This window comes from Streptomyces sp. GLSS-08, assembly GCF_056387915.1.
On sequence record NZ_JBWJAQ010000007.1, the window covers coordinates 21,887 to 43,645 of the forward strand.

17 protein-coding genes are annotated in these 21,759 nt (G+C 72.1%); 10 read left to right on the forward strand and 7 right to left on the reverse strand.

Annotated elements, in window-relative coordinates:
* The first annotated feature begins 4 nt into the window (after positions 1 to 4).
* From AC0ZLC_RS14110 to AC0ZLC_RS14120, 3 genes are all read left to right on the forward strand, one after another.
* Positions 5 to 730 carry a TetR/AcrR family transcriptional regulator gene (locus AC0ZLC_RS14110; RefSeq protein WP_476752286.1) on the forward strand — a complete coding sequence of 242 codons (726 nt, stop codon included), beginning with the start codon at positions 5 to 7 and terminating at the stop codon, positions 728 to 730.
* A 10-nt stretch (positions 731 to 740) separates the two neighbouring features.
* Entirely contained in the window at positions 741 to 1,085 is a 345-nt protein-coding gene (locus AC0ZLC_RS14115; protein ID WP_476752287.1) for a hypothetical protein, read from the forward strand.
* Between the two features lie 103 nt (positions 1,086 to 1,188).
* On the forward strand, positions 1,189 to 2,358 hold the full coding sequence (locus tag AC0ZLC_RS14120; protein ID WP_476752288.1) for a C40 family peptidase: 1,170 nt from the start codon (positions 1,189 to 1,191) through the stop codon (positions 2,356 to 2,358).
* Here the strand turns inward: AC0ZLC_RS14120 and AC0ZLC_RS14125 are convergent.
* The 5 genes from AC0ZLC_RS14125 to AC0ZLC_RS14145 are packed head-to-tail and all read right to left on the reverse strand — an operon-like array spanning position 2,322 to position 8,288.
* Positions 2,322 to 3,584, reverse strand: coding sequence for a styrene monooxygenase/indole monooxygenase family protein (locus AC0ZLC_RS14125; protein ID WP_476752289.1), 1,263 nt, complete (start codon positions 3,582 to 3,584; stop codon positions 2,322 to 2,324). The two genes, AC0ZLC_RS14120 and AC0ZLC_RS14125, sit on opposite strands and share 37 nt — an antisense overlap.
* Before the next feature lie 31 nt (positions 3,585 to 3,615).
* Positions 3,616 to 4,278 (reverse strand): GTP-binding protein, encoded by a 663-nt coding sequence (locus tag AC0ZLC_RS14130; protein WP_476752290.1) that lies wholly within the window; start codon positions 4,276 to 4,278, stop codon positions 3,616 to 3,618.
* Positions 4,259 to 4,657 carry a DUF742 domain-containing protein gene (locus AC0ZLC_RS14135; RefSeq protein ID WP_476752291.1) on the reverse strand — a complete coding sequence of 133 codons (399 nt, stop codon included), beginning with the start codon at positions 4,655 to 4,657 and terminating at the stop codon, positions 4,259 to 4,261. The genes AC0ZLC_RS14130 and AC0ZLC_RS14135 overlap by 20 nt, the downstream gene beginning before the upstream one ends.
* Positions 4,654 to 5,154: a roadblock/LC7 domain-containing protein gene (locus AC0ZLC_RS14140; RefSeq protein ID WP_476752292.1), complete on the reverse strand. Its 501-nt coding sequence runs from the start codon at positions 5,152 to 5,154 to the stop codon at positions 4,654 to 4,656. The genes AC0ZLC_RS14135 and AC0ZLC_RS14140 overlap by 4 nt, the downstream gene beginning before the upstream one ends.
* The gene (locus tag AC0ZLC_RS14145) at positions 5,151 to 8,288 is read right to left on the reverse strand and encodes a sensor histidine kinase (RefSeq protein WP_476752293.1); all 3,138 of its coding nucleotides are present in this window, start codon (positions 8,286 to 8,288) and stop codon (positions 5,151 to 5,153) included. Before AC0ZLC_RS14145 ends, AC0ZLC_RS14140 begins: the two co-directional genes overlap by 4 nt.
* A 359-nt stretch (positions 8,289 to 8,647) precedes the next feature.
* On the opposite strand from AC0ZLC_RS14145, the gene AC0ZLC_RS14150 reads away from it, so the two are divergent.
* On the forward strand, positions 8,648 to 9,436 hold the full coding sequence (locus tag AC0ZLC_RS14150) for a protein phosphatase 2C domain-containing protein (RefSeq protein WP_476752294.1): 789 nt from the start codon (positions 8,648 to 8,650) through the stop codon (positions 9,434 to 9,436).
* A 57-nt stretch (positions 9,437 to 9,493) separates the two neighbouring features.
* Here AC0ZLC_RS14150 and AC0ZLC_RS14155 read toward each other — a convergent pair whose 3' ends face one another.
* Positions 9,494 to 9,988: a MarR family winged helix-turn-helix transcriptional regulator gene (locus tag AC0ZLC_RS14155; protein ID WP_476752295.1), complete on the reverse strand. Its 495-nt coding sequence runs from the start codon at positions 9,986 to 9,988 to the stop codon at positions 9,494 to 9,496.
* Positions 9,989 to 10,278: 290 nt separating this feature from the next.
* Here AC0ZLC_RS14155 and AC0ZLC_RS14160 point away from each other — a divergent pair, with 290 nt between their 5' ends.
* Positions 10,279 to 11,118, forward strand: coding sequence for a lysozyme (locus tag AC0ZLC_RS14160; RefSeq protein ID WP_476752296.1), 840 nt, complete (start codon positions 10,279 to 10,281; stop codon positions 11,116 to 11,118).
* Positions 11,119 to 11,215: 97 nt separating this feature from the next.
* Here the strand turns inward: AC0ZLC_RS14160 and lon are convergent, their stop codons facing one another.
* Positions 11,216 to 13,633 (reverse strand): endopeptidase La, encoded by a 2,418-nt coding sequence (lon, locus tag AC0ZLC_RS14165; RefSeq protein ID WP_476752297.1) that lies wholly within the window; start codon positions 13,631 to 13,633, stop codon positions 11,216 to 11,218.
* Between the two features lie 175 nt (positions 13,634 to 13,808).
* On the opposite strand from lon, the gene AC0ZLC_RS14170 reads away from it, so the two are divergent.
* The 5 genes from AC0ZLC_RS14170 (at position 13,809) to AC0ZLC_RS14190 (ending at position 21,629) form a co-directional block, all read left to right on the forward strand.
* Entirely contained in the window at positions 13,809 to 14,471 is a 663-nt protein-coding gene (locus AC0ZLC_RS14170) for a GNAT family N-acetyltransferase (protein WP_476752298.1), read from the forward strand.
* Between the two features lie 350 nt (positions 14,472 to 14,821).
* The gene (locus AC0ZLC_RS14175; protein WP_476752299.1) at positions 14,822 to 15,499 is read left to right on the forward strand and encodes a spermine/spermidine synthase domain-containing protein; all 678 of its coding nucleotides are present in this window, start codon (positions 14,822 to 14,824) and stop codon (positions 15,497 to 15,499) included.
* 113 nt (positions 15,500 to 15,612) lie between these two features.
* The gene (locus AC0ZLC_RS14180) at positions 15,613 to 16,350 is read left to right on the forward strand and encodes a response regulator transcription factor (protein WP_054236710.1); all 738 of its coding nucleotides are present in this window, start codon (positions 15,613 to 15,615) and stop codon (positions 16,348 to 16,350) included.
* Between the two features lie 54 nt (positions 16,351 to 16,404).
* Positions 16,405 to 17,505: a HAMP domain-containing sensor histidine kinase gene (locus AC0ZLC_RS14185; protein ID WP_476752300.1), complete on the forward strand. Its 1,101-nt coding sequence runs from the start codon at positions 16,405 to 16,407 to the stop codon at positions 17,503 to 17,505.
* 281 nt (positions 17,506 to 17,786) lie between these two features.
* Positions 17,787 to 21,629: a multifunctional oxoglutarate decarboxylase/oxoglutarate dehydrogenase thiamine pyrophosphate-binding subunit/dihydrolipoyllysine-residue succinyltransferase subunit gene (locus AC0ZLC_RS14190; RefSeq protein ID WP_476752301.1), complete on the forward strand. Its 3,843-nt coding sequence runs from the start codon at positions 17,787 to 17,789 to the stop codon at positions 21,627 to 21,629.
* The last annotated feature ends 130 nt before the right edge of the window (positions 21,630 to 21,759 follow it).

The window sequence follows — 21,759 nt, forward strand, 5'->3', positions numbered from 1 at the left end:
CGACATGACCCCGCAGGCCTCCACCCCCGCGTACCGCAGGCTGAGTGTCGAGGAGCGGCGCAGTCAGCTGCTCGACGCGGCGCTGTCCCTCTTCGCGCACCGCGCGCCGGAGGAGATCTCGCTCGACGACGTGGCGGAGGCGGCGGGGGTGTCGCGTCCGCTGGTCTACCGGTACTTCCCCGGCGGCAAACAGCAGCTGTACGAGGCCGCGCTGCGGTCCGCCGCCGAGGAGCTGGAGCAGTGCTTCGCGGAGCCGCCCGAGGGGCCGCTGGCCCGGCGGCTGTCGCGGGCCCTCGACCGCTACCTCGCCTTCGTCGACCAGCACGACGCCGGATTCAGTGCCCTTCTCCAGGGCGGCAGCGTCGTCGAGACCTCGCGGACGACGGCCATCGTGGACGGGGTGCGGCGGGCCGCCGCCGAGCACATCCTCACGCACCTGGACGTGGCGGATCCGGGGCCGCGGCTGCGCATGACCGTCCGGATGTGGATCACCTCGGTCGAGGCGGCCTCGCTGATCTGGCTCGACGAGGACAAGGAACCACCGCTGGAGGAGCTGCGCGACTCGCTCGTCGAGCAGTTCGTGGCCGTGCTCGCGGCGACGGCCGGCCGGGACCCGCAGGCCGCCGCCGTGGTGCGGGCGGCCCTCGCCATGGAGCCGGCGGAGGGGCCCGTGGGCGCGCTGGTCCGGCGTGTGCTGCCCGTGGTCGGCGACGCGGCGCACCTGCTGTGACACTGGGGGCGTGAAGAGCGAAGACACCCCCTTCGAGGGCGGGCCCCTGGACGGCCGCGTCCTGCCCGTCCTGCTCGGCATGACCGGACACCCTCCGAAGGTGTACCGCGTCCCGGTGCCGGACGCCGCCGGGGGTCCGCCGACCGTCCTCGTCTACCGGCGCGTCCAGCGCCCGCCCAGCGGACGGTTCGCCCTGCACCCGGGGTGGAAGTACGCGTACGACCCGGCGGGCGGGAAGGGCGGCGGCCTGAAGTGGCCGTGGTCCAAGCCGCACCCCGCCCCGGACCAGGGCACCGGGAAGGGCACGGAGCACGGTGCCACGCCGACCGGCAAGCCGGACGACGCCGACGAGTGACCCCGTTGGGCCGAACCGCCCACCTTCCGCGCGCGGACCGCGCGCAGGCACCCGATCCTCACGGAGCGGGACGGAGACACCGCCCCCCTTCGGAGGTGATGACATGTCAGGAAGGCTTCTGCACCTGGTCTGTACGGCGGCGGTGGCGGCCGGAGCACTGTTCGCGCCCTCCCCCGCCCTGGCCGCACCCGTACCGGACACCGGTTCCGCCGTGACCGAGTCCGCGCCGGACGGCCGTTCCCCGGCCGCCCTGCTGACGGATCTTCAGAAGCTGTACCGGCAGACCGAACAGGCCACCGAGACGTACAACGCGACCGAGGAACGGCTGCGGGCGAAGCGGGCCGACGCCGCGAGACTGGAGAAGGAGCTGGCCGGGGCGCGGCTCTCGTTGCACGACAGCAGGGGCGCCGCGGGACGCCTGGCCCGCCAGCAGTACCAGAACAGCAGCGAGATCTCCCCCTACGTACGGCTGCTGCTCGCCCGCGATCCGCAGCACGCGCTCGAAGAGGGGCACGTGATCGGGCAGCTGGCACGGCAGCGCGCGGAGACCGTCGGCCGGCTCACCGTCGACGAGAGGCGCAGGGACGCCCTGGCGCGGGCCGCACGCAAGGCCCTGGACGACCAACTCACCCTCACCGAGCGGCGGAGGAAGGACCGCGACAAGGTCAGGGCAAAGCTGGCGGAGGTCGAGGAGCTGCTCGCCTCGCTCAGCGCGGACCGGCTGGCGGAGCTGGCCGAGCTGGAGGAGACGGGGACGGCGAAGGCGCAGCGGACGTTCATGGCGTCGGGTGCGCTCAGCAGCGGGCGCACCCCGTCGCGGGACGGCGGCAGGGCGCTCCGCTACGCCGTACGGCAGGTGGGCAAGCCGTACGCGTGGGGTGCCGAGGGCCCGGAGTCGTACGACTGCTCGGGACTGACCTCGCGGGCGTGGGAGCACGCCGGGCGGGCCGTGCCGCGCACCAGCCAGGAGCAGTGGGCCGAGCTGCCGCGGATCCCACTGGCCGAGCTGCGCCCCGGCGACCTGGTGGTCTACTTCCCCGAGGCCACGCATGTCGCTCTCTACCTCGGCGACGGCATGGTGGTGCAGGCGCCGCGGCCCGGCGCGCGGATCAGGGTGTCGCCGATCGCGGCGAACCCGGTGCTGGGCGCCGTGCGGCCCGACCCCGGCGGGGAGCCCCTGCCGCGGTACACGCCGCCGGAGCTGCCCCGGGACGCCGGGGACGGGTCCGACGAGGGCTACTCCTTCGCGGAGCCGGTCACGGAGGCGAGGTAGGCCTCCGTCTTCGCCGGCTCGAAGAAGAAGTTCTCGAAGTCCGCCGGGTCGTTGAAGCCGTTGGCGAACCGGTCGGCGACGGGCTGGAGCTGCCCCGCGGCGCCGATCAGGTTGAGGACGTGCTCCGGCGGGACCCCGAGCATGGCGTTGGTCCACTTGGTGACGTGCTGGGCGGTGTCCCAGTACCGGTCGAAGGTGGCCTGCATCCAGGCCTCGTCGAAGGGCTGCTCGCCGCGCTCCAGGATGGAGGCGAGGTAGGCGGCGGCGCACTTGGACGCCGAGTTGGAGCCCTGGCCGGTGATCGGGTCGTTGGCCACGACCACGTCGGCGACGCCGAGGACCAGGCCGCCGCCGGGCAGCCGGCCGATGGGGTTGCGGACGGTCGGGGCGTAGCGGCCGGCGAGGGTGCCGTTCGCGTCGGTCAGCTCGACCTTGGTGGCCCGCGCGTACTCCCAGGGCGTGAACTTCTCCATGAGTTCCAGGGTGAGGGAGAGGTGCTCGGCGGGGTCCTTGACGCCGTTGAAGACGTCCAGCGGGCCGCCGGGTACGCCCTCCCAGAAGAGGATGTCGGCGCGGCCCGAGGTGGTGAACGTCGGCATGACGAAGAGCTCGCCGACGCCGGGGACCAGGTTGCAGCGGACCGCGTCGAAGTCGGGGTGCTCGGGGCGCGGGCCCAGCCCGTGGACGTAGGCGACGGCGAGGGCGCGCTGCGGCTCGGTGTACGGCGAACGCGCGGCGTCGCGGCCGAACATGGAGACCAGCTCGCCCTTGCCGGCGGAGACCAGCACCAGGTCGTAGGTGCGGGAGAAGTAGTCGAGGTCGGAGACCGCCGCGCCGTGGATGACGAGCTGGCCGCCGCGCTGGGCGAACGTCTCCATCCAGCCGGCCATCTTCACGCGCTGGTCGACGGACTGGGCGTAGCCGTCCAGCCTGCCCACCCAGTCGATCGCGCGCTGGGTGGGGCCCGGGTCGTGGGATCCGGGTGCCGCCACGGAGACGCCGAGGCCCTCGATCTTCGGGGCCTGGGACTCCCAGAAGTTCAGCTGGAGGTCGCGTTCGTGCTGGAGTGCCGTGTCGAACATGCACTGCGTCGACATGACCCGGCCGGACCGGATCTCGTCCGCGGTCCGGTTGGACATCAGGGTGACCTCGTACCCGTGCGACTGGAGGCCGAGGGCGAGCTGGAGGCCGGACTGGCCGGCTCCGACGACGAGTATCTTCCGCATGCGGGTCCTTAACTGTGCAAGTGCGTACGACTTATTCGGGGGTGACGTCGAGTGCGTGGCCGACCAGGGCCAGCAGGGTCTCCACGACCGAGATCCGGCGCCGCGCGTCCATGATCATGACAGGTATGTGCGCGGGCACCGTCAGCGCCTCGCGCACGTCCTTTGGCTCGAACCGCTCGCTGCCGTCGAAGTGGTTCACCGCGACGACGTACGGCAGTCCGCAGCTCTCGAAGTAGTCGAGCGCCGGGAAGCAGTCCGTCAGGCGGCGGGTGTCGGCGAGGACCACCGCGCCGATCGCCCCGCGCACCAGGTCGTCCCACATGAACCAGAAGCGCTGCTGCCCCGGCGTGCCGAAGAGGTAGAGCACCAGGTCGTCGTCGAGCGTGATGCGCCCGAAGTCCATGGCCACCGTGGTGGTCAGCTTCTCCGGGGTCGCGCTGAGGTCGTCGGTGTCCTCGCTGGCCTGCGTCATGAGCGCCTCCGTCTGGAGGGGCGTGATCTCGGAGACCGCGGTGACGAGGGTGGTCTTGCCGACGCCGAAGCCGCCCGCCACCACGATCTTCGTGGCGATCGGGGCGCGCGTCCGGTCGGTCTGCCAGGCCTGGAGTTCCTCCTCGGGCTCGACGAGGCGGAAGACGTCGGTCTCGACGTCCGGGGAGACACCTGTGGTGGCGTCAGAGACGACGGAGTCCACTCAGCACCCTTTCCAGCAGTGCGCGGTCCGGCTGTCCCGGGCCGTGACCTGTTCCGTACACGCGAATCCTGCCCTGGTCCGCCAGGTCGCTCAGCAGCACGCGGACCACGCCGAGCGGCATCCTGAGCAGCGCGGCGATCTCGGCCACCGTCCGCATCCGGCGGCACAGTTCGACGATGGCCCGCATCTCGGGCATCACCCGGGTGGCGAGGGAGCCGTTCGTCAGTTCCCGGCGTTCCTCGGGTGCCTCCAGCGCCGCCACGAACGTCTCGACGAGCAGCACGTGCCCGAAGCGGGTACGGCCGCCGGTGAGGGAGTAGGGGCGCACGCGGGCGGGTTTGCGGTCGCCGCCGCGGACCGGAAGCCTGGTCGTACTCATCGGGCACTCCCCATCGACTCGGTCTCCAGGGATCGGCGCAACTCGGTGCGGAGTTCGGGGGTCAGCACGTGTCCGGCGCGGCCGACGAAGAGCGCCATGTGGTACGCCACCACGCTCATGTCGCAGTCCGCGGAGCCGTGCACTCCGAGCAGGGAGCCGTCGCTGATCGACATGACGAACAGGCTGCCCTCGTCCATGGCGATCATCGTCTGCTTGACCCCGCCGCCGTCCATCAGCTTGGCGGCGCCGATGGTCAGGCTGCCGATGCCGGAGACGATGGTGGCGAGGTCGGCGGCGGACCCCTTGGGGCCGCTGCTCCGCTCGGCCGCCGCCCGGGCCTCCGCGTTCCTCCCGGGGTCGGAGGAGAGCAGCAGCAGGCCGTCGGAGGAGACGACCGCGACCGACAGCAGGCCCGGCACCTCCTCAACGAGGTTCGTCAGCAGCCAGTGCAGGTTGCGGGCCTCACTGCTCAGTCCGAAGGTACTGGGCGCGGTCAACTGCTTGCCTCCTCGACTGTGCCCCCCGTGGCTGGTACGTCGTGTGCCGCGGGTACGGCGTCCGCCTCGGGCGTCCTCGTCTGCGAGGTCTCCTCGGCGATCTCCGCCTCGACGTCGCGGCGGCCCTCCAGCGCACCGCGGTGGAATCCGCCGAGCCTGCGGCGCAGGGCCTCGGCGTCCACCCCTCCGGTGCGCTGCCTCGGGGCCGGCGCGGGTGCCGAGATCTTCGGCGTGCGCTTGGGCAGACCCTTGGCGGTGACCCGCTGCGGCTCGTCCGCGACACGGTCGTGGGTGTCGGGGCCGATGGCGTAGGGGTCGGTGGTGGTCCGGGCGGGGAGGCCGGCGTCCGTGGGGGGCTCGGCGTCGGCCTCGGCCGTGGTCTCGGGCTCCGCCACGGGGGCGGAGGCGGGGGGCTCGTCCGCCGGGGGTTCCGGCGCCAGCAGCTCCATCGTCGTCTCCGAGGGCCGCTCGGCCCGGGAGACGTTCTCGTCGTCGCGGGGGGCGTCGCCGGCACCGGGGGCGTGCGGGGCGGCGTCCGCACGGGGATCGCCCGACGCGTCACGGGTGCGGAACTCCGGCGCCGGTGCGTCGGCGCGCGGCTCCCGTACGTCCTCACCGGTGCCGGGGGCGGGTACGGCGGCGTGGTCGGAGCGGGGGGCCCGTACGGCGTGGTCGGCGCCGGGCTCCCGTACGGCCTCGTCCGTGCCGGACCCCCGTGCGGCCGGGTCGGCGCGGTGCGCTCGGGTGGCCTCGGTGGTGCCGGGCTCCTCCGCCTGCCCGTCGGGCGCCGCGTGGGCGCGTACCGCCTGTTCGGCCGCGGCTATCAGCGGGTCCCCGGCGGTGGGGGCGGCGGAGGGCTCCGCGGGGCCGGGTGTCGCGGTGGGCGCGGTGGGCGCGGTGGCCGAACGGCCGTGCAGGACGTTGGAGTTGGCTTCGGCGTCGACGCCCGGCAGGGACAGCGCGGGGGCACCGCCGAGGGCCGGCGCGGACGCGGTCCCGGCCGGCGCGGCGGCGGCCGGCGCGGCGGCGGCCGGCGCGGCGGCCAGCAGCGCCTTGGGCAGCACGACGACCGCGGCGACGCCGCCCTGCTTCTGCTCGCGCAGGTGCACGCGCACACCGTGGCGGTGGGCGAGCCGGGCCACCACGTACAGACCGAGCCCGAGGCCCTCGCCGCTCTCCTCGTCGTAGGCGTCGTCCGGATCGAAGTCGGCGAGCCGGGAGTTGAGCTGCTCCATCCGCTCGGTGGTCATGCCGATGCCCTCGTCCTGGACGGAGAGCATCACCTCGCCGCTCTCCAGGAGCCAGCCGGAGACCTCGACCGCCATGTCGGGCGGGGAGGACGACGTCGCGTTCTCCAGCAGTTCGGCCACCAGGTGGCTCAGGTCGTCCGCGGCGAAGCCCGCCAGGTGCGCGTGCGGCGGCAGCGCGGCGATCCGCACCCGCTCGTACCGCTCGATCTCGCTGACCGAGGCCCGTACGACGTCGACCAGCGGGACCGGGCCCGCGTGCTGCTGGATGTGCTCCGCGCCGGCGAGGACCAGCAGGTTCTCGCTGTGCCGCCGCATCACGGTGGCGAAGTGGTCGAGCTTGAAGAGGGTGGAGAGGCGCTCGGGGTCCTGCTCGCGCTCCTCGAGCTTCTCGATGACGGCGAGCTGTCGCTCGACGAGGCCGAGGGTGCGCAGCGCCAGGTTGACGAACGTGCCGTGGATGCTGTGCCGCACCTGCTCCAGGTGGGCGGTGGCCGCGGCGAGTTCCGTGCGCAGCTGGGCGCGCTCGTCGGCCATCGTCTGGCGCTGGCCGATGAGGTGCTTGCGGTCGGCCTCGAGGGTGGCCTGCCGTTCGTGGAGTGCCGCGGCGTGCGCGCGCAGCGTGTTGACGGATCGGACGACCTGCGCGAACTCGTCGTTGCGGCCGGTGAACTTGACCGGTTCCTCGGTGGCCGGATCGGCGGCCACCCGGGCCGAGCCGATCCGCAGGACCGCCAGCGGGCGGGTCAGCGTGCGGGCCATCGCCGTGCTGACGCCGACGGCGACCAGCAGCAGCGCGCCGAGGAGGGCGACACGCAGTTCGAGGCCGGTCACGTCGTCGTCGCGCAGCTGGGCGAGTTCCTTCGTGCGGCGGTCGTTGAGCGAGGCCTCGACGCCGCGCATCAGCTCGACGCGGGCGGAGAGGGCCGCGTCCAGCTTCTTGACGCTCGTGCCGAGTTCGTCGTCGGAGAGCGTCGGCTGGTCGGTGAGGGTGGCCAGGTACGTGTCGGCCGAGGTGACGTCGGGTCCGTTGACCGTGGAGTCGTACGAGGCCCGGGCGGCCTTGGGCGCCGTGTCGCGGAAGTCGGAGAGGGCCGCGTCGGAGCGCAGGCGGGCCTGCTGGGCGGCGGCGCCGAGCGCGTCACGCTGCTTGGCGTCGGCGTCCGACGAGTTCTCCGAGGTGGTCGGCAGTCCGGTGACCGGGTCGATGGAGGTCCGCGTGGAGCGGGGGACGGCCAGCGCCGCGAGGAGCAGCCCTCGGGTGGACGCGGCCTGCTGTACGGCGGTGTCCAGTTCGGCGAGGGCGTACGCGCCGGAACCCGCGCGGGGCGGCAGCAGCTGCGCCAGTTCCTCGGCGAGGCCGTGCAGTTCGGTGATGGTCTCGGAGTACGCCTGGTGGGCTTCGAGAGCGGTGCTCTTGCCGGTGAGCGCCGCCCTGCGCACGGCCGCGACGGCGTCGAGGTTCTTGCGCAGTCCGGCGGGGGCGTCGGCGTCCGCGCGCAGCTCCTCGACCTGCCGGTCCACCCGGGCGCTGCGCTGCTCGGAAGGCGCCCTGGTCTTGGGGCGGCCGGCGGCGATGTACGGGACGACCTCGTCCCGTTCGTCGGCCAGCGAGTGCGCGAGGGTGAGGGCCTCCTGCGTCTGCCGCGCGAACGTCACCAGATCCTGGGAGTCGCTCAGTTGGCCGGAGGCGGCGAGGACGGTCGGGGCGCCCGCGCCCGCGATGGCCGCCGCGACGACGGCCACGGCGACGATGAGCCGGTTGCGTACGTGGGCGGGAGCGCCCCTGCCCGCGGAGTCGGTGGCGGCGTCGCCGGTCGCACCCTCCTTGGAGGCCGTCTGCTTGCCTGTGCGCCGAGGCCGCATTTTCTGCACCGGTGCTCGCATTCCTGTACTCGTGTACCCATGGGCCCGGGTGACGTTGCGTCAACTGGGGCGTCCGCCGCCCGGTACGGCTCCCGACCCTCCCAGTGCCGGTGGGCAGTGGTCCCGCATCGTCCGAGCCGCCACCCGAAGGAGTGAACATCGGCGAGGAGTTGGCGGGCAAGTTCCCACGGCGCTTGCCCGGGGCCCGCGCGGCGGGCCGGTTGGACGTCGGCGGCGCGCTTTGGCAGTATTCGCCGCCACGCTTCGCCGGAGTCGATCATTCCATGCCAAACAGGGCGCCTGACCTGCCCGTCGACGCCCGCGCGGCAGTCGGCGCCGCCCCTTGTCCGCGGTGTGAAGGGCTCGTGCAGACTGGCTGGATGCGCACTGAACTCGTCACGCGGCCCGGCGACCCGGACCGCCTCAATGAGGACTTCGCCGCGGTCGGGCTTCCGGCCTCGGGACAGGGCGGTTCCCTGGTCGTGCTGGACGGGGTGACGCCTCCGAGGGGCGACGCCGGATGCCGGCATCCGGTCCCCTGGTTCACCGGGCGACTGGGCGGCGCACTGACCGAACTGTCCGTTTCGCGGCCCGAGATGACGCTGTCGGAGGTGCTGGCGCAGGCGATTCGCCGCACGGCCGCCGCCCATGCCGACACGTGTGACCTTTCTCACCCGCGCACGCCGCAGGCAACCGTCGTCCTCGCACGCTGGTCCGCGGACACGGTCGAGTACCTGGTCCTCTCGGACTCGGCGCTGTTGCTCCAGGACTCCGCGGGCGGGGTGACCGCGGTCCTGGACGACCGGCTGTCCCGGATTCCGACGGCGTCCCTGGCCACGGACGCCGTCGCGGACGCGACGGTCCGCAACAAGGAGGGCGGCTTCTTCACCGCGGCGGCCGACGCCTCGGTGGCCCGGCGGGCGGTGACCGGCACGCTGCCCCGCGCGGGCGTCCGCGCCCTGGCCGCCCTCACGGACGGGGCGACCCGCTGGACGGACCGGTTCCATCAGGGCGACTGGGCCGACCTGTTCGCCCTCGTCGGAAAGGAGGGTGCCGCGTCCCTCGTCGACCGGATACGGGTACTGGAGTCGGCGGACGCGGTGGAGCGGACGCGGCTGCGCCGGGGCAAGGCGCACGACGACGCGACGGTGGTGTACGTGGAGCTCTAGGGGGGTGGGCACTTCGCGCCGGCCCCCGCGGCGAGGGCGGGTCGTCGCGTCCCGGCGCTACCCGCCCTCCACCCCGCGGTTCAACTGGTGGAGCAGCCTGGCCAGTTCCGCGACCTCGCGGGGGTCCCAGCCGGAGAGCTGGCGGACGTAGCGGGCCCGCCGCGCCTCCCGTACCGCCCGGAAGCGCACCCGCCCCTCCTCCGTGAGGTGGACCAGCCAGGCGCGGCCGTCCGCCGGGTCGGGCTCGCGGGCGACGAGGCCGAGGTCTTCGAGAGCGCGCAGCTGGCGGGACATCGTGGCCTTTCCGACCCCGATGTAGGCGGCGAGTTCGGTGGCCCGCTGCCGGCCGCACTCCTCCAGCCGGACGAGAAGTCCGTACGCGGAGGACTCCAGGTCGGGGTGGACCTCCCGGGCCATCTCCCCCGAGGAGGCCCGGGCGCGCCGCAGGAACACGGTCAACTCCCTTTCCAGCGCCGGGAATTCCTGGTCCACACCACTTCCCGACGCGGTGGATTCGACGCGATGCCCGTCGTCGTTCCCGTGCTCGTGCACGTCAGCACCCCTGACCCGGTTTCCCGATCCTGAAAGTTTCCGCCAAAAGTGGCCGTTGCCGCAGCTCCGCCAGTATTTCGCAGGAGTAGACCAACGGCAGCCTCCGGCCCCTCTTCCCAGCCGCACTTCTACGTGCGTAGCTTCTTTAGCAGGCAATTACTGGCATGCCCACGCCACTGACCGGCCGGCGACGGCCCGTCCTCCCCCGGAGTGCGTGCGCCTGCCGGCGTTCTCCCGCTTTCCCCCCACCGAGCATCACCGCGCACCACCGAACCCCTCGGAGGCACGCCATGCCCGAGCACAGATGCGGAACAGCCCGACCGTCGCGCTCCCCCAGGCGACTCCCCACGGCCGGGATCCTGCTCGCCGCGCTCTCCCTCCTGTTCAGCCTTCCGGCGGCCCTCGCCCAGGCCGCCGGCACACCCGCCCGCGGCTCCGCCCACATGGGCATGGGCGTCCTCGCGCACGACGGCCGGGGCGGGACGCCGTCCACCGGTGACGCCGCGCAGACCGAGGGCGTCGACGTCAGCAGCCACCAGGGCAACGTCGCCTGGTCGACCCTGTGGAACAGCGGCGTCCGCTGGGCCTACACGAAGGCGACGGAGGGGACGTACTACACGAACCCCTACTTCGCCCAGCAGTACGACGGCGCCTACAACGTCGGCATGATCCGCGGTTCGTACCACTTCGCGACCCCCGACACCACCGGCGGAGCGGCCCAGGCCAACTACTTCGTGGACCACGGAGGGGGCTGGTCCCGGGACGGAAGGACACTGCCGGGGGCCCTCGACATCGAGTGGAACCCGTACGGAGCGGCCTGCTACGGCAGGACGCAGAGCGCGATGGTCACCTGGATCCGGGACTTCCTGAACCAGTACCGGGCGCGCACCGGCCGCGACGCGGTCATCTACACGGCCACCACCTGGTGGACCCAGTGCACCGGCAACTACGGCGGCTTCGCGTCGGCCAACCCGCTGTGGATCGCCCGCTACGACACCGATCCGGGCACGCTGCCCGCCGGCTGGGGCTTCTACACGATGTGGCAGTACACGTCCTCGGGCCCGACGGTCGGCGACCACGACAAGTTCAACGGCGCCCTCGACCGGGTGACGGCACTCGCCAACGGCTAGGGCCTGTCGTTTGGACCAGGCCGGCGTCGCGAGGTCTCGCGGCACGGGAAGGCCCGGACCCCGAAGGGCCCGGGCCTTCCCCGGCCGGTGGCGTCCGTCACGCCGCCAACGGAACCTCCGCGCCCGCGCTGTTCGTCGCCGGGGCGAGCGCCAGTTCCAGGACCTGGCGGACGTCCGTGACGGCGTGGACGTCGAGCTTGTCCAGGACCTCGGCCGGGACGTCGTCCAGATCGGCCTCGTTGCGCTTGGGGATGATGACGGTGGACACGCCGGCCCGGTGGGCGGCCAGCAGCTTCTGCTTGACGCCCCCGATCGGCAGCACCCGGCCGGTCAGGGAGACCTCGCCGGTCATCGCCACGTCCGTGCGGACCAGGCGGCCGCTGAGCAGCGACGCCAGGGCCGTCGTCATCGTGACGCCCGCGCTCGGCCCGTCCTTCGGGACCGCGCCCGCCGGGAAGTGGATGTGCACACCCCGGTCCTTGAGATCGCAGACCGGCAGCTCCAGTTCGGCTCCGCGGGAGCGCAGGAAGCTCAGCGCGATCTGCGCGGACTCCTTCATCACGTCACCGAGCTGGCCGGTCAGGGTAAGGCCCGCCGCGCCCGTCTCCGGGTCGGCCAGCGACGCCTCCACGTAGAGGACGTCACCGCCGGCGCCGGTGACCGCGAGCCCGGTGGCGACACCGGGCACCGCCGTGCGGCGCTCCGCCGGGTCCTGGGCGGACTCCGGCACGTGGTGCGGCCGCCCGATGAGAGCACGCAGATCGGCGTCGGTCACCGTGAACGGCAGCTCCCGCTCGCCCAGTTCGTGCTGGGCGGCGACCTTGCGCAGCAGCCGCGCGACCGACCGCTCCAGGTTCCGCACGCCCGCCTCCCGGGTGTACTCGCCGGCGAGCTTGCGCAGCGCGCTCTCGTCGAGCGTCACCTCGGACCGCTCGAGACCGGCCCGCTCCAGCTGGCGCGGGAGCAGGTGGTCGCGGGCGATGACGACCTTCTCGTCCTCGGTGTAACCGTCCAGGCGGACCAGCTCCATGCGGTCGAGCAGGGCCTCCGGGATGGCTTCGAGCACGTTGGCCGTGGCCAGGAAGACCACGTCGGAGAGGTCGAGCTCGACCTCCAGGTAGTGGTCGCGGAAGGTGTGGTTCTGCGCCGGGTCGAGCACTTCGAGCAGCGCCGCGGCCGGGTCGCCGCGGAAGTCGGAACCGACCTTGTCGATCTCGTCGAGCAGCACGACCGGGTTCATCGACCCGGCCTCCTTGACCGCGCGGACGATCCGGCCCGGCAGCGCGCCGACGTACGTACGCCGGTGGCCGCGGATCTCGGCCTCGTCCCGGACGCCGCCGAGGGCGACCCGGACGAACTTGCGGCCCATGGCGTGCGCGACGGACTCGCCGAGCGAGGTCTTGCCGACACCGGGCGGTCCGACGAGCGCGAGCACGGCACCGCCGCGCCGCCCGCCGACCACACCGAGGCCCCGGTCGCTGCGCCGCTTGCGCACCGCGAGGTACTCGGTGATCCGCTCCTTCACGTCCTTGAGCCCCGCGTGCTCGGCGTCCAGCACGCGCCGGGCGCCCGCGATGTCGTACGCGTCCTCGGTGCGGTCGTTCCACGGGAGTTCGAGCACGGTGTCGAGCCAGGTACGGATCCACGAGCCCTCGGGCGACTGGTCACTCGCGCGCTCCAGCTTCTCGACCTCCTTGAGCGCGGCCTCGCGGACCTTCTCGGGGAGGTCGGCGGCCTCGACGCGCGCCCGGTAGTCGTCGGACTCCTCGCCGTCCTGGCCGTCGCCGTTCAGCTCGCGCAGTTCCTTGCGTACGGCCTCGAGCTGGCGGCGCAGCAGGAACTCGCGCTGCTGCTTGTCCACGCCTTCCTGGACGTCCTTGGCGATGGACTCGGCGACGTCCTGTTCGGCGAGGTGCTCGCGGAGCTGCTCGGTGGCGAGCTTCAGCCGGGCCACCGGGTCGGCGGTCTCCAGCAGCGTCACCTTCTGCTCGGTGGAGAGGAAGGGCGAGTAACCGGAGTTGTCGGCGAGGGCGGAGACGTCGTCGATGGCCTGGACGCGGTCCACCACCTGCCAGGCGCCGCGCTTGCGCAGCCAGCTGGTGGCGAGGGCCTTGTACTCCTTGACCAGGTCGGCGACCTGGCCGGGCAGCGGGTCGGGCACGGTCTCGTCGACCATCGTGCCCTCGACCCACAGGGCGGCACCGGGACCGGTGGTCCCCGCGCCGATCTTCACGCGCCCACGCCCGCGGATCAGCGCGCCCGGGTCGCCGTCGGCCAGGCGGCCGACCTGCTCGACTGTGCCGAGCACACCCGTGCCCGGGTACGACCCGTCTATGCGTGGCACCAGCAGCACCTTCGGCTTGCCGGGCGCGGACCGCGCGGCGGCCTGGGCGGCCTCCACCGCGGCGCGCACATCGGCGTCGTTCAGGTCCAGCGGAACCACCATCCCGGGCAGCACGACCTCGTCGTCGAGCGGCAGCACGGGCAGGGTGAGCGGTGAGGACGTCGAAGCCATGATCTCCCCTTCGGCAGTCAAGTTGAGCTATGCCGACTCAATGCACGTGGACCCCCGAATGTTCCCCCGGCCGCGTTCGCTGTGAGCGATCACCGCTGTCGCACTTCCGATCCCACCGCGTATCGTCGCGATCGGTAATACTCAATATACCCGACCGCCTATTACGGAGGCTGTTGTGAGCGGGATCGTACGGGCATGGGTGGACGGGTGGGTCGCTTCACGGGGAGCGGCACCGCCGGTGGCGGAGCAGTGGGGGTTCACGGTCGACGTGGGCCTCGCGGACCACGTGAGCCGGCACGTCTTCGCCGCGACCGGGGACGACGTCGAGGAGGCGGCCGTACGCAAGGTCGCGGACGGGGTGACCGGGACCGGCGTGTGGCTCAAGGTCTTCGCGGAAGCGTCGGTCGTGGGCCCCTGGCTCGGCGCGGGCTGGTGGGTCGACCCGGACCCGGGGTTCCTGATGACGGTCGCGCTCGCGGGCACCGGCGCGGAGGCGGCTGCCGAGACCCGCCCGCTCCCGGACGGCTACCGGCTGCGCACCTGGTCGCGCGGCGGTGTCGGTCACGCGCTCGTCGCCGCGGCGGACGGTTCCTGGGCCGCGCACGGGCACGTCGCCCCGACGGGCGCGACGGCGGTCTTCGACCGCATCGCGACCGCGCCCGAGCACCGCCGCCGAGGCCTGGGCCGACTGGTCATGCGCTCCCTCACCGAACTGGCCTTCGCGCAGGGCGCCGTGACAGGAGTCCTGGCCGGTACACCGGACGGGCGGGCGCTCTACGAGTCGCTCGGGTGGCGGGTGGAGGCACCGCTGACGAGCGCGCGGTTCACGGCCCGCTGACGCCGGCACCGGGAGCGGGCCCGGCGCCTCGGTCGGCGGTACCCGCGGCCGGTCCGACAACACGGCCGCCGCGGACGCCGGGGCGTCGAGCACCCCGGACGGTCCATCGGCCCAACCGGAGCCGGCCAGGGCCCAACACGGGCGCCGGACCCCGGACGACGACACCCGCCGCCGACGCCCCGTCCGGAAACACGACCACCGCCGGACGCCGGCTCTGCCCCCGGCCGTCGAACACCCCGTGACGGTCCAACAGAACGGCCAGCCGGACGCCCCCCGCGAAACCCCGGCGACGGGCCCTGCGCCCCGAAAAATCCGGCCGGACGCCCCAACGAAGGTGCCAGGATGGCGTCATGACTGCCACGTACGACACTCCTGTGGTCATCGACCGCCGGGAGGGCCCGTACGGCGAGGTCGTGCTGCGGCGCCACGGCGCGCTGCTGCAGATCATCGCCAACGGATGCTTCCTGATGGACACCTCCGACGGCCGCTCGGAGCGGCGGCTGGTCGACGCCGCGTACGACGCCCTGGACGGGCGGGCGGAACCGAGCGTGCTGATCGGCGGTCTCGGCGTCGGATTCTCGCTCGCACACGCCGCCGCCGACCCCCGCTGGGGCCGTATCACGGTCGTCGAACGCGAACCGGCCATCATCGGCTGGCACCGCGAGGGACCCCTGTCCGCACTGTCCGCCGAGGCCCTCGCGGACCCGCGCACGCACATCGTCGAGACCGATGTCGTCCGTCACGTCAATGAGATCTCCGCCACGTACGACGCCCTGTGCCTGGACATCGACAACGGCCCGGACTGGACGGTCACCGAGGGCAACGACAGCCTGTACTCGAGGGCCGGACTGGCAGGCTGCGCCCGGGCGTTGAGGCCCGGCGGCGTGCTCGCGGTGTGGTCGGCGCAGCCCTCTCCGGAATTTGAAGGAACCTTGCGGAATGCCGGATTCCAACGGGTGCGTACCGAAGAGATCCCCGTTGCCCGGGGCGTTCCGGACGTGGTGCATCTCGCGGTAAGGCCTGGATAGCCGAGCTGCGGTGACTGCCCGTACTCTGCTTGCCTGACGCGGATCATTCAAGCGTCAAGCGCAGTCATGGGATCACCCCACGGATTCCGGAAAGCACACTTCAGGGGCGGGCGATGGAGCAGACACACACCTCCCACAACGGCACGGCGGCGACGCCCGGCGCTCAGCGGCGGGTGCTGGTGGTCGAGGACGACCCCACGATCGTCGACGCCATCGCGGCCCGTCTGCGAGCCGAGGGATTTCTGGTGCAGACGGCGGGCGACGGCCCGGCCGCCGTCGACACCGCCGAGGCCTGGCAGCCCGACCTGCTGATCCTCGACATCATGCTGCCCGGCTTCGACGGCCTGGAGGTCTGCCGACGCGTGCAGGCGCAGCGCCCGGTGCCGGTCCTGATGCTCACGGCGCGTGACGACGAGACGGACATGCTGGTCGGGCTCGGCGTCGGCGCCGACGACTACATGACGAAGCCGTTCTCGATGCGCGAACTGGCCGCCCGCGTGCACGTCCTGCTGCGCCGCGTGGAGCGCGCCGTGGTGGCCGCGTCGACGCCGCGCAGCGGGATCCTGCGGCTCGGCGAGCTGGAGATCGACCACGCGCAGCGCCGGGTCCGGGTCCGCTCGGAGGACGTGCACCTGACGCCCACCGAGTTCGACCTGCTGGTCTGCCTGGCGAACACCCCGCGTGCCGTGCTGTCCCGCGAGCAGCTGCTCGCGGAGGTCTGGGACTGGGCGGACGCCTCCGGGACGCGCACCGTCGACAGCCACATCAAGGCCCTGCGCCGGAAGATCGGTGCCGAGCGCATCCGTACGGTCCACGGCGTGGGCTACGCGCTGGAGACCCCGACTCCCTGAGCCGGGCCGCTGTTCGGGACCTCTTGAAGGGGCGGATGTGAGGGGGCGCATGTGATGAGCGGGTTCGGGGCGCGCAAGGGTGCGGGCCCCTGGGGAGGCGTGCGCCCCTTCTCGATCAAGACGAAGCTCGGCACGCTGGTCGTGGTCTCCGTCCTCATCACCACCGGTCTGCTGATGATCGCGGTCCGCACCGAGACCGAACTGCGCTTCATCACGGTCTTCTCGATGATCGCCACCCTCCTGATCACGCAGTTCGTGGCGCACTCGCTCACCGCCCCGCTGGACGAGATGAACACGGTCGCCCGGTCCATCTCGCACGGCGACTACACGCGCCGGGTGAGCGACGGCCGCCGCGACGAGCTGGGCGACCTCGCCCAGACGATCAACCTCATGGCGGACGAGCTGGAAGCGCAGGACCGCCAGCGCAAGGAACTCGTGGCGAACGTCTCGCACGAGCTGCGCACCCCGATCGCCGGCCTGCGGGCGGTCCTGGAGAACGTGGTGGACGGGGTCTCGGCCGCGGACCCCGAGACGATGCGCACCGCCCTGAAGCAGACCGAGCGCCTCGGCCGCCTGGTCGAGACCCTGCTCGACCTGTCCCGGCTCGACAACGGCGTCGTGCCGCTGAAGAGGCGCCGCTTCGAGGTCTGGCCGTATCTGTCCGGCGTCCTGAAGGAGGCCAACATGGTCGCCTCCGCGCGCGCGGACATCGCCTCCGGCTCCGGCAGCCACACCCGCACGGACGTCCATCTGCACCTGGACGTGTCCCCGCCCGAGCTGACCGCGCACGCGGACCCGGAGCGGATCCACCAGGTCGTCGCCAACCTCATCGACAACGCGGTCAAGCACAGCCCCCCGCACGGCCGGGTGACGGTGCGGGCCCGCCGGGGCAGCTCCCCGGAGTCCCTGGACCTGGAGGTCCTGGACGAGGGGCCCGGCATCCCGAAGTCGGAGTGGCACCGGGTCTTCGAGCGGTTCAACCGCGGCGGGGTCCCCTCGCCGCACGGTCCGGGCAGCGACGGCGGTACGGGCCTCGGGCTCGCCATCGCCCGCTGGGCGGTCGATCTGCACGGCGGCCGGATCGGAGTGGCCGAATCCCGGCGCGGCTGCCGGATCCAGGTCACCCTTCCGGGCCTGCCTTCACTGCCGAGTTGACGTAGGGTTCGAAGCGGAGCCACAAGATCCACGACAGTCCGCACTGGCAGACACGTGTGAGCAGGCAGGGGCGCACGCCCCGGGGTTCCGTGCGGCCGGGCCGAAGCACCCGTTCCGCGGCTGAACCACGCTTGTTTCCCGCCATTTCCAGCCCCGAAACACGGGTTCTGATGTGACTTACGCGACGATGACCAGCCCGGCCTGACCTTCTCGGCCAGGGAGGCGTAGCCTTTATTCCCGCTGTCCATCACCTTGTGAAGCGGAAGAGGGCGGTTGCCGCCGTGTCGCCACAGTCCCCCAGTAACTCGAGCATCTCGACCGACGACCAAGCCGGGAAGAACCCTGCTGCGGCCTTCGGTCCCAATGAGTGGCTCGTCGACGAGATCTATCAGCAGTACCTCCAGGACCCGAACTCGGTAGACCGAGCCTGGTGGGACTTCTTCGCCGATTACAAGCCGGGCGGCGCGACCGCCACGGCTGCGGCGGGTACTGCGGCCACGGGGGCCGCAGGCACCAGCACATCGGCTCCGGCCGCGCCTGCCGCTCCGGCGCAGGCCGCGCCACCCGCGGCTCCGGCCCAGACCGCTCCGGCTCAGGCCGCTCCGGCCCAGGTCAAGGCCGCCCCGGCACAGGCCGCACCCGCCGCTCCGGCGGCTGCTCCGGCCGCGCCGAAGCCCGCTGCCGCCCCCCCGGCTCCCGCCAAGGCCGCCCCGGCCGCCGCGAAGCCGAAGGCCGACGCCGCCACCGAGGCCCCCGAAGGCCCCGAGTACGTAACGCTGCGCGGCCCCGCCGGTGCCGTCGCGAAGAACATGAACGCCTCGCTGGAGCTGCCCACGGCCACGTCCGTGCGCGCCGTCCCGGTGAAGCTGCTGTTCGACAACCGCATCGTCATCAACAACCACCTGAAGCGCGCCCGGGGCGGGAAGATCTCCTTCACCCACCTCATCGGGTACGCGATGGTGCAGGCCATCAAGGCCATGCCGTCGATGAACTGGCACTACGCGGACAAGGACGGGAAGCCCACCCTCGTCAAGCCGCCGCACGTCAACTTCGGCCTCGCCATCGACCTGGTGAAGCCCAACGGCGACCGCCAGCTGGTCGTCGCGGGCATCAAGAAGGCCGAGACGCTGAACTTCTTCGAGTTCTGGCAGGCCTACGAGGACATCGTCCGCCGCGCCCGTGACGGCAAGCTCACGATGGACGACTTCACCGGGGTCACGGTCTCGCTGACCAACCCCGGCGGCCTCGGCACCGTCCACTCGGTCCCGCGTCTGATGCCCGGACAGTCGGTCATCATGGGCGTCGGCTCGATGGACTACCCGGCGGAGTTCCAGGGCACCTCCCAGGACACCCTGAACAAGCTCGGCATCTCGAAGGTCATGACGCTCACGTCGACCTACGACCACCGGGTCATCCAGGGCGCCGCGTCCGGCGAGTTCCTGCGGATCGTCGCGAACCTGCTGCTCGGCGAGAACGGCTTCTTCGACGAGATCTTCGAGGCCCTGCGCATCCCCTACGAGCCGGTCCGCTGGCTCAAGGACATCGACGCCTCGCACGACGACGACGTCACCAAGGCCGCGCGCGTCTTCGAGCTGATCCACTCCTACCGGGTCCGCGGCCACGTCATGGCCGACACCGACCCGCTGGAGTACCGCCAGCGCAAGCACCCCGACCTGGACATCACCGAGCACGGCCTGACCCTCTGGGACCTGGAGCGCGAGTTCGCCGTCGGCGGCTTCGCGGGCAAGTCCCTGATGAAGCTCCGCGACATCCTCGGCGTGCTGCGCGACTCGTACTGCCGCACCACCGGCGTCGAGTTCATGCACATCCAGGACCCGAAGCAGCGCAAGTGGATCCAGGACCGCATCGAGCGCTCGCACACCAAGCCGGAGCGCGAGGAGCAGCTGCGCATCCTGCGCCGGCTGAACGCGGCTGAGGCCTTCGAGACCTTCCTGCAGACGAAGTACGTCGGCCAGAAGCGCTTCTCCCTGGAGGGTGGCGAGTCCGTCATCCCGCTGCTCGACGCGGTGCTCGACTCGGCCGCCGAGTCGCGGCTGGACGAGGTCGTCATCGGCATGGCCCACCGCGGCCGCCTGAACGTCCTCGCGAACATCGTCGGCAAGTCGTACGCGCAGATCTTCCGGGAGTTCGAGGGCAACCTCGACCCGAAGTCGATGCACGGCTCCGGTGACGTGAAGTACCACCTGGGCGCCGAGGGCACCTTCACGGGCCTGGACGGCGAGCAGATCAAGGTCTCGCTGGCCGCGAACCCCTCGCACCTGGAGGCGGTCGACCCGATCCTCGAGGGCATCGCCCGCGCCAAGCAGGACATCATCAACAAGGGCGGCACGGACTTCACGGTCCTGCCGGTCGCCCTGCACGGTGACGCGGCCTTCGCCGGCCAGGGCGTCGTGGCCGAGACGCTCAACATGTCCCAGCTGCGCGGCTACCGCACCGGCGGCACGGTCCACGTCGTCATCAACAACCAGGTCGGCTTCACCGCCGCCCCGGAGTCGTCGCGCTCCTCGATGTACGCCACCGACGTGGCCCGCATGATCGAGGCGCCGATCTTCCACGTGAACGGCGACGACCCCGAGGCCGTCGTCCGCGTCGCTCGCCTGGCCTTCGAGTTCCGCCAGGCGTTCAACAAGGACGTCGTCATCGACCTCATCTGCTACCGCCGCCGCGGTCACAACGAGTCGGACAACCCGGCCTTCACCCAGCCGCTGATGTACGACCTGATCGACAAGAAGCGCTCGGTGCGCAAGCTCTACACCGAGTCCCTCATCGGTCGCGGCGACATCACCCTGGAAGAGGCCGAGCAGGCGCTGCAGGACTACCAGGGCCAGCTGGAGAAGGTCTTCACGGAGGTCCGTGAGGCCACGTCGCAGCCGGGCGAGGCGCCCGTCTCCGACCCGCAGGCCCAGTTCCCGGTCGCCGTGAACACCGCGGTCTCCGCGGAGGTCGTCAAGCGCATCGCCGAGTCCCAGGTCAACATCCCCGACCGCGTCACCGTCCACCCGCGTCTGCTGCCCCAGCTGCAGCGCCGCGCGTCGATGGTCGAGGACGGCACGATCGACTGGGGCATGGGCGAGACGCTCGCGATCGGCTCCCTGCTCCTGGAGGGCACCCCGGTGCGCCTCTCGGGCCAGGACTCCCGCCGTGGCACGTTCGGCCAGCGCCACGCGGTCCTCATCGACCGGGAGACCGGCGAGGACTACACGCCGCTGCTGTACCTCTCCGAGGACCAGGCCCGCTACAACGTCTACGACTCGCTGCTCAGCGAGTACGCGGCGATGGGCTTCGAGTACGGCTACTCGCTGGCCCGCCCCGAGGCGCTGGTGATGTGGGAGGCGCAGTTCGGCGACTTCGTCAACGGCGCGCAGACGGTCGTGGACGAGTTCATCTCGTCGGCGGAGCAGAAGTGGGCCCAGACGTCGGGCGTCACCCTGCTCCTCCCGCACGGCTACGAGGGCCAGGGCCCGGACCACTCGTCCGCCCGCCCGGAGCGCTTCCTCCAGATGTGCGCGCAGAACAACATGACGGTCGCGATGCCGACCCTCCCGTCGAACTACTTCCACCTCCTGCGGTGGCAGGTGCACAACCCGCACCACAAGCCGCTGGTGGTCTTCACCCCGAAGTCGATGCTGCGCCTGAAGGCGGCGGCCTCGAAGGCGGAGGAGTTCACGACGGGCCAGTTCCGCCCGGTCATCGGCGACGCGTCCGCCGACCCGGCCGCGGTCCGCAAGGTCGTCTTCTGCGCGGGCAAGGTCTACTACGACCTGGAGGCGGAGCGCGTCAAGCGCGGCGTCACGGACACGGCCATCATCCGCATCGAGCGCCTGTACCCGCTGCCGGGTACCGAGCTCCAGGCGGAGATCGCCAAGTACCCGAACGCCGAGAAGTACCTGTGGGCCCAGGAGGAGCCGGCGAACCAGGGCGCGTGGCCCTTCATCGCCCTGAACCTGATCGACCACCTGGACCTGGCGGTCGGCGCGGACGTCCCGCACGGTGAGCGGCTGCGGCGCATCTCGCGCCCGCACTCGTCCTCCCCGGCGGTGGGTTCGGCCAAGCGCCACCAGGCCGAGCAGGAGCAGTTGGTGCGTGAGGTGTTCGAGGCGTGAACCGCTGAGCACCCCCGAGTGACCAAGGGGCCGGCCCCATCGCCTTCACGGGCGGTGGGGCCGGTTTCGTCGTCCGCGGCGGGGATCCGAGGCGGTGGGGGGAGGCGTTCGCGTGCCGCCTAACCTGGAG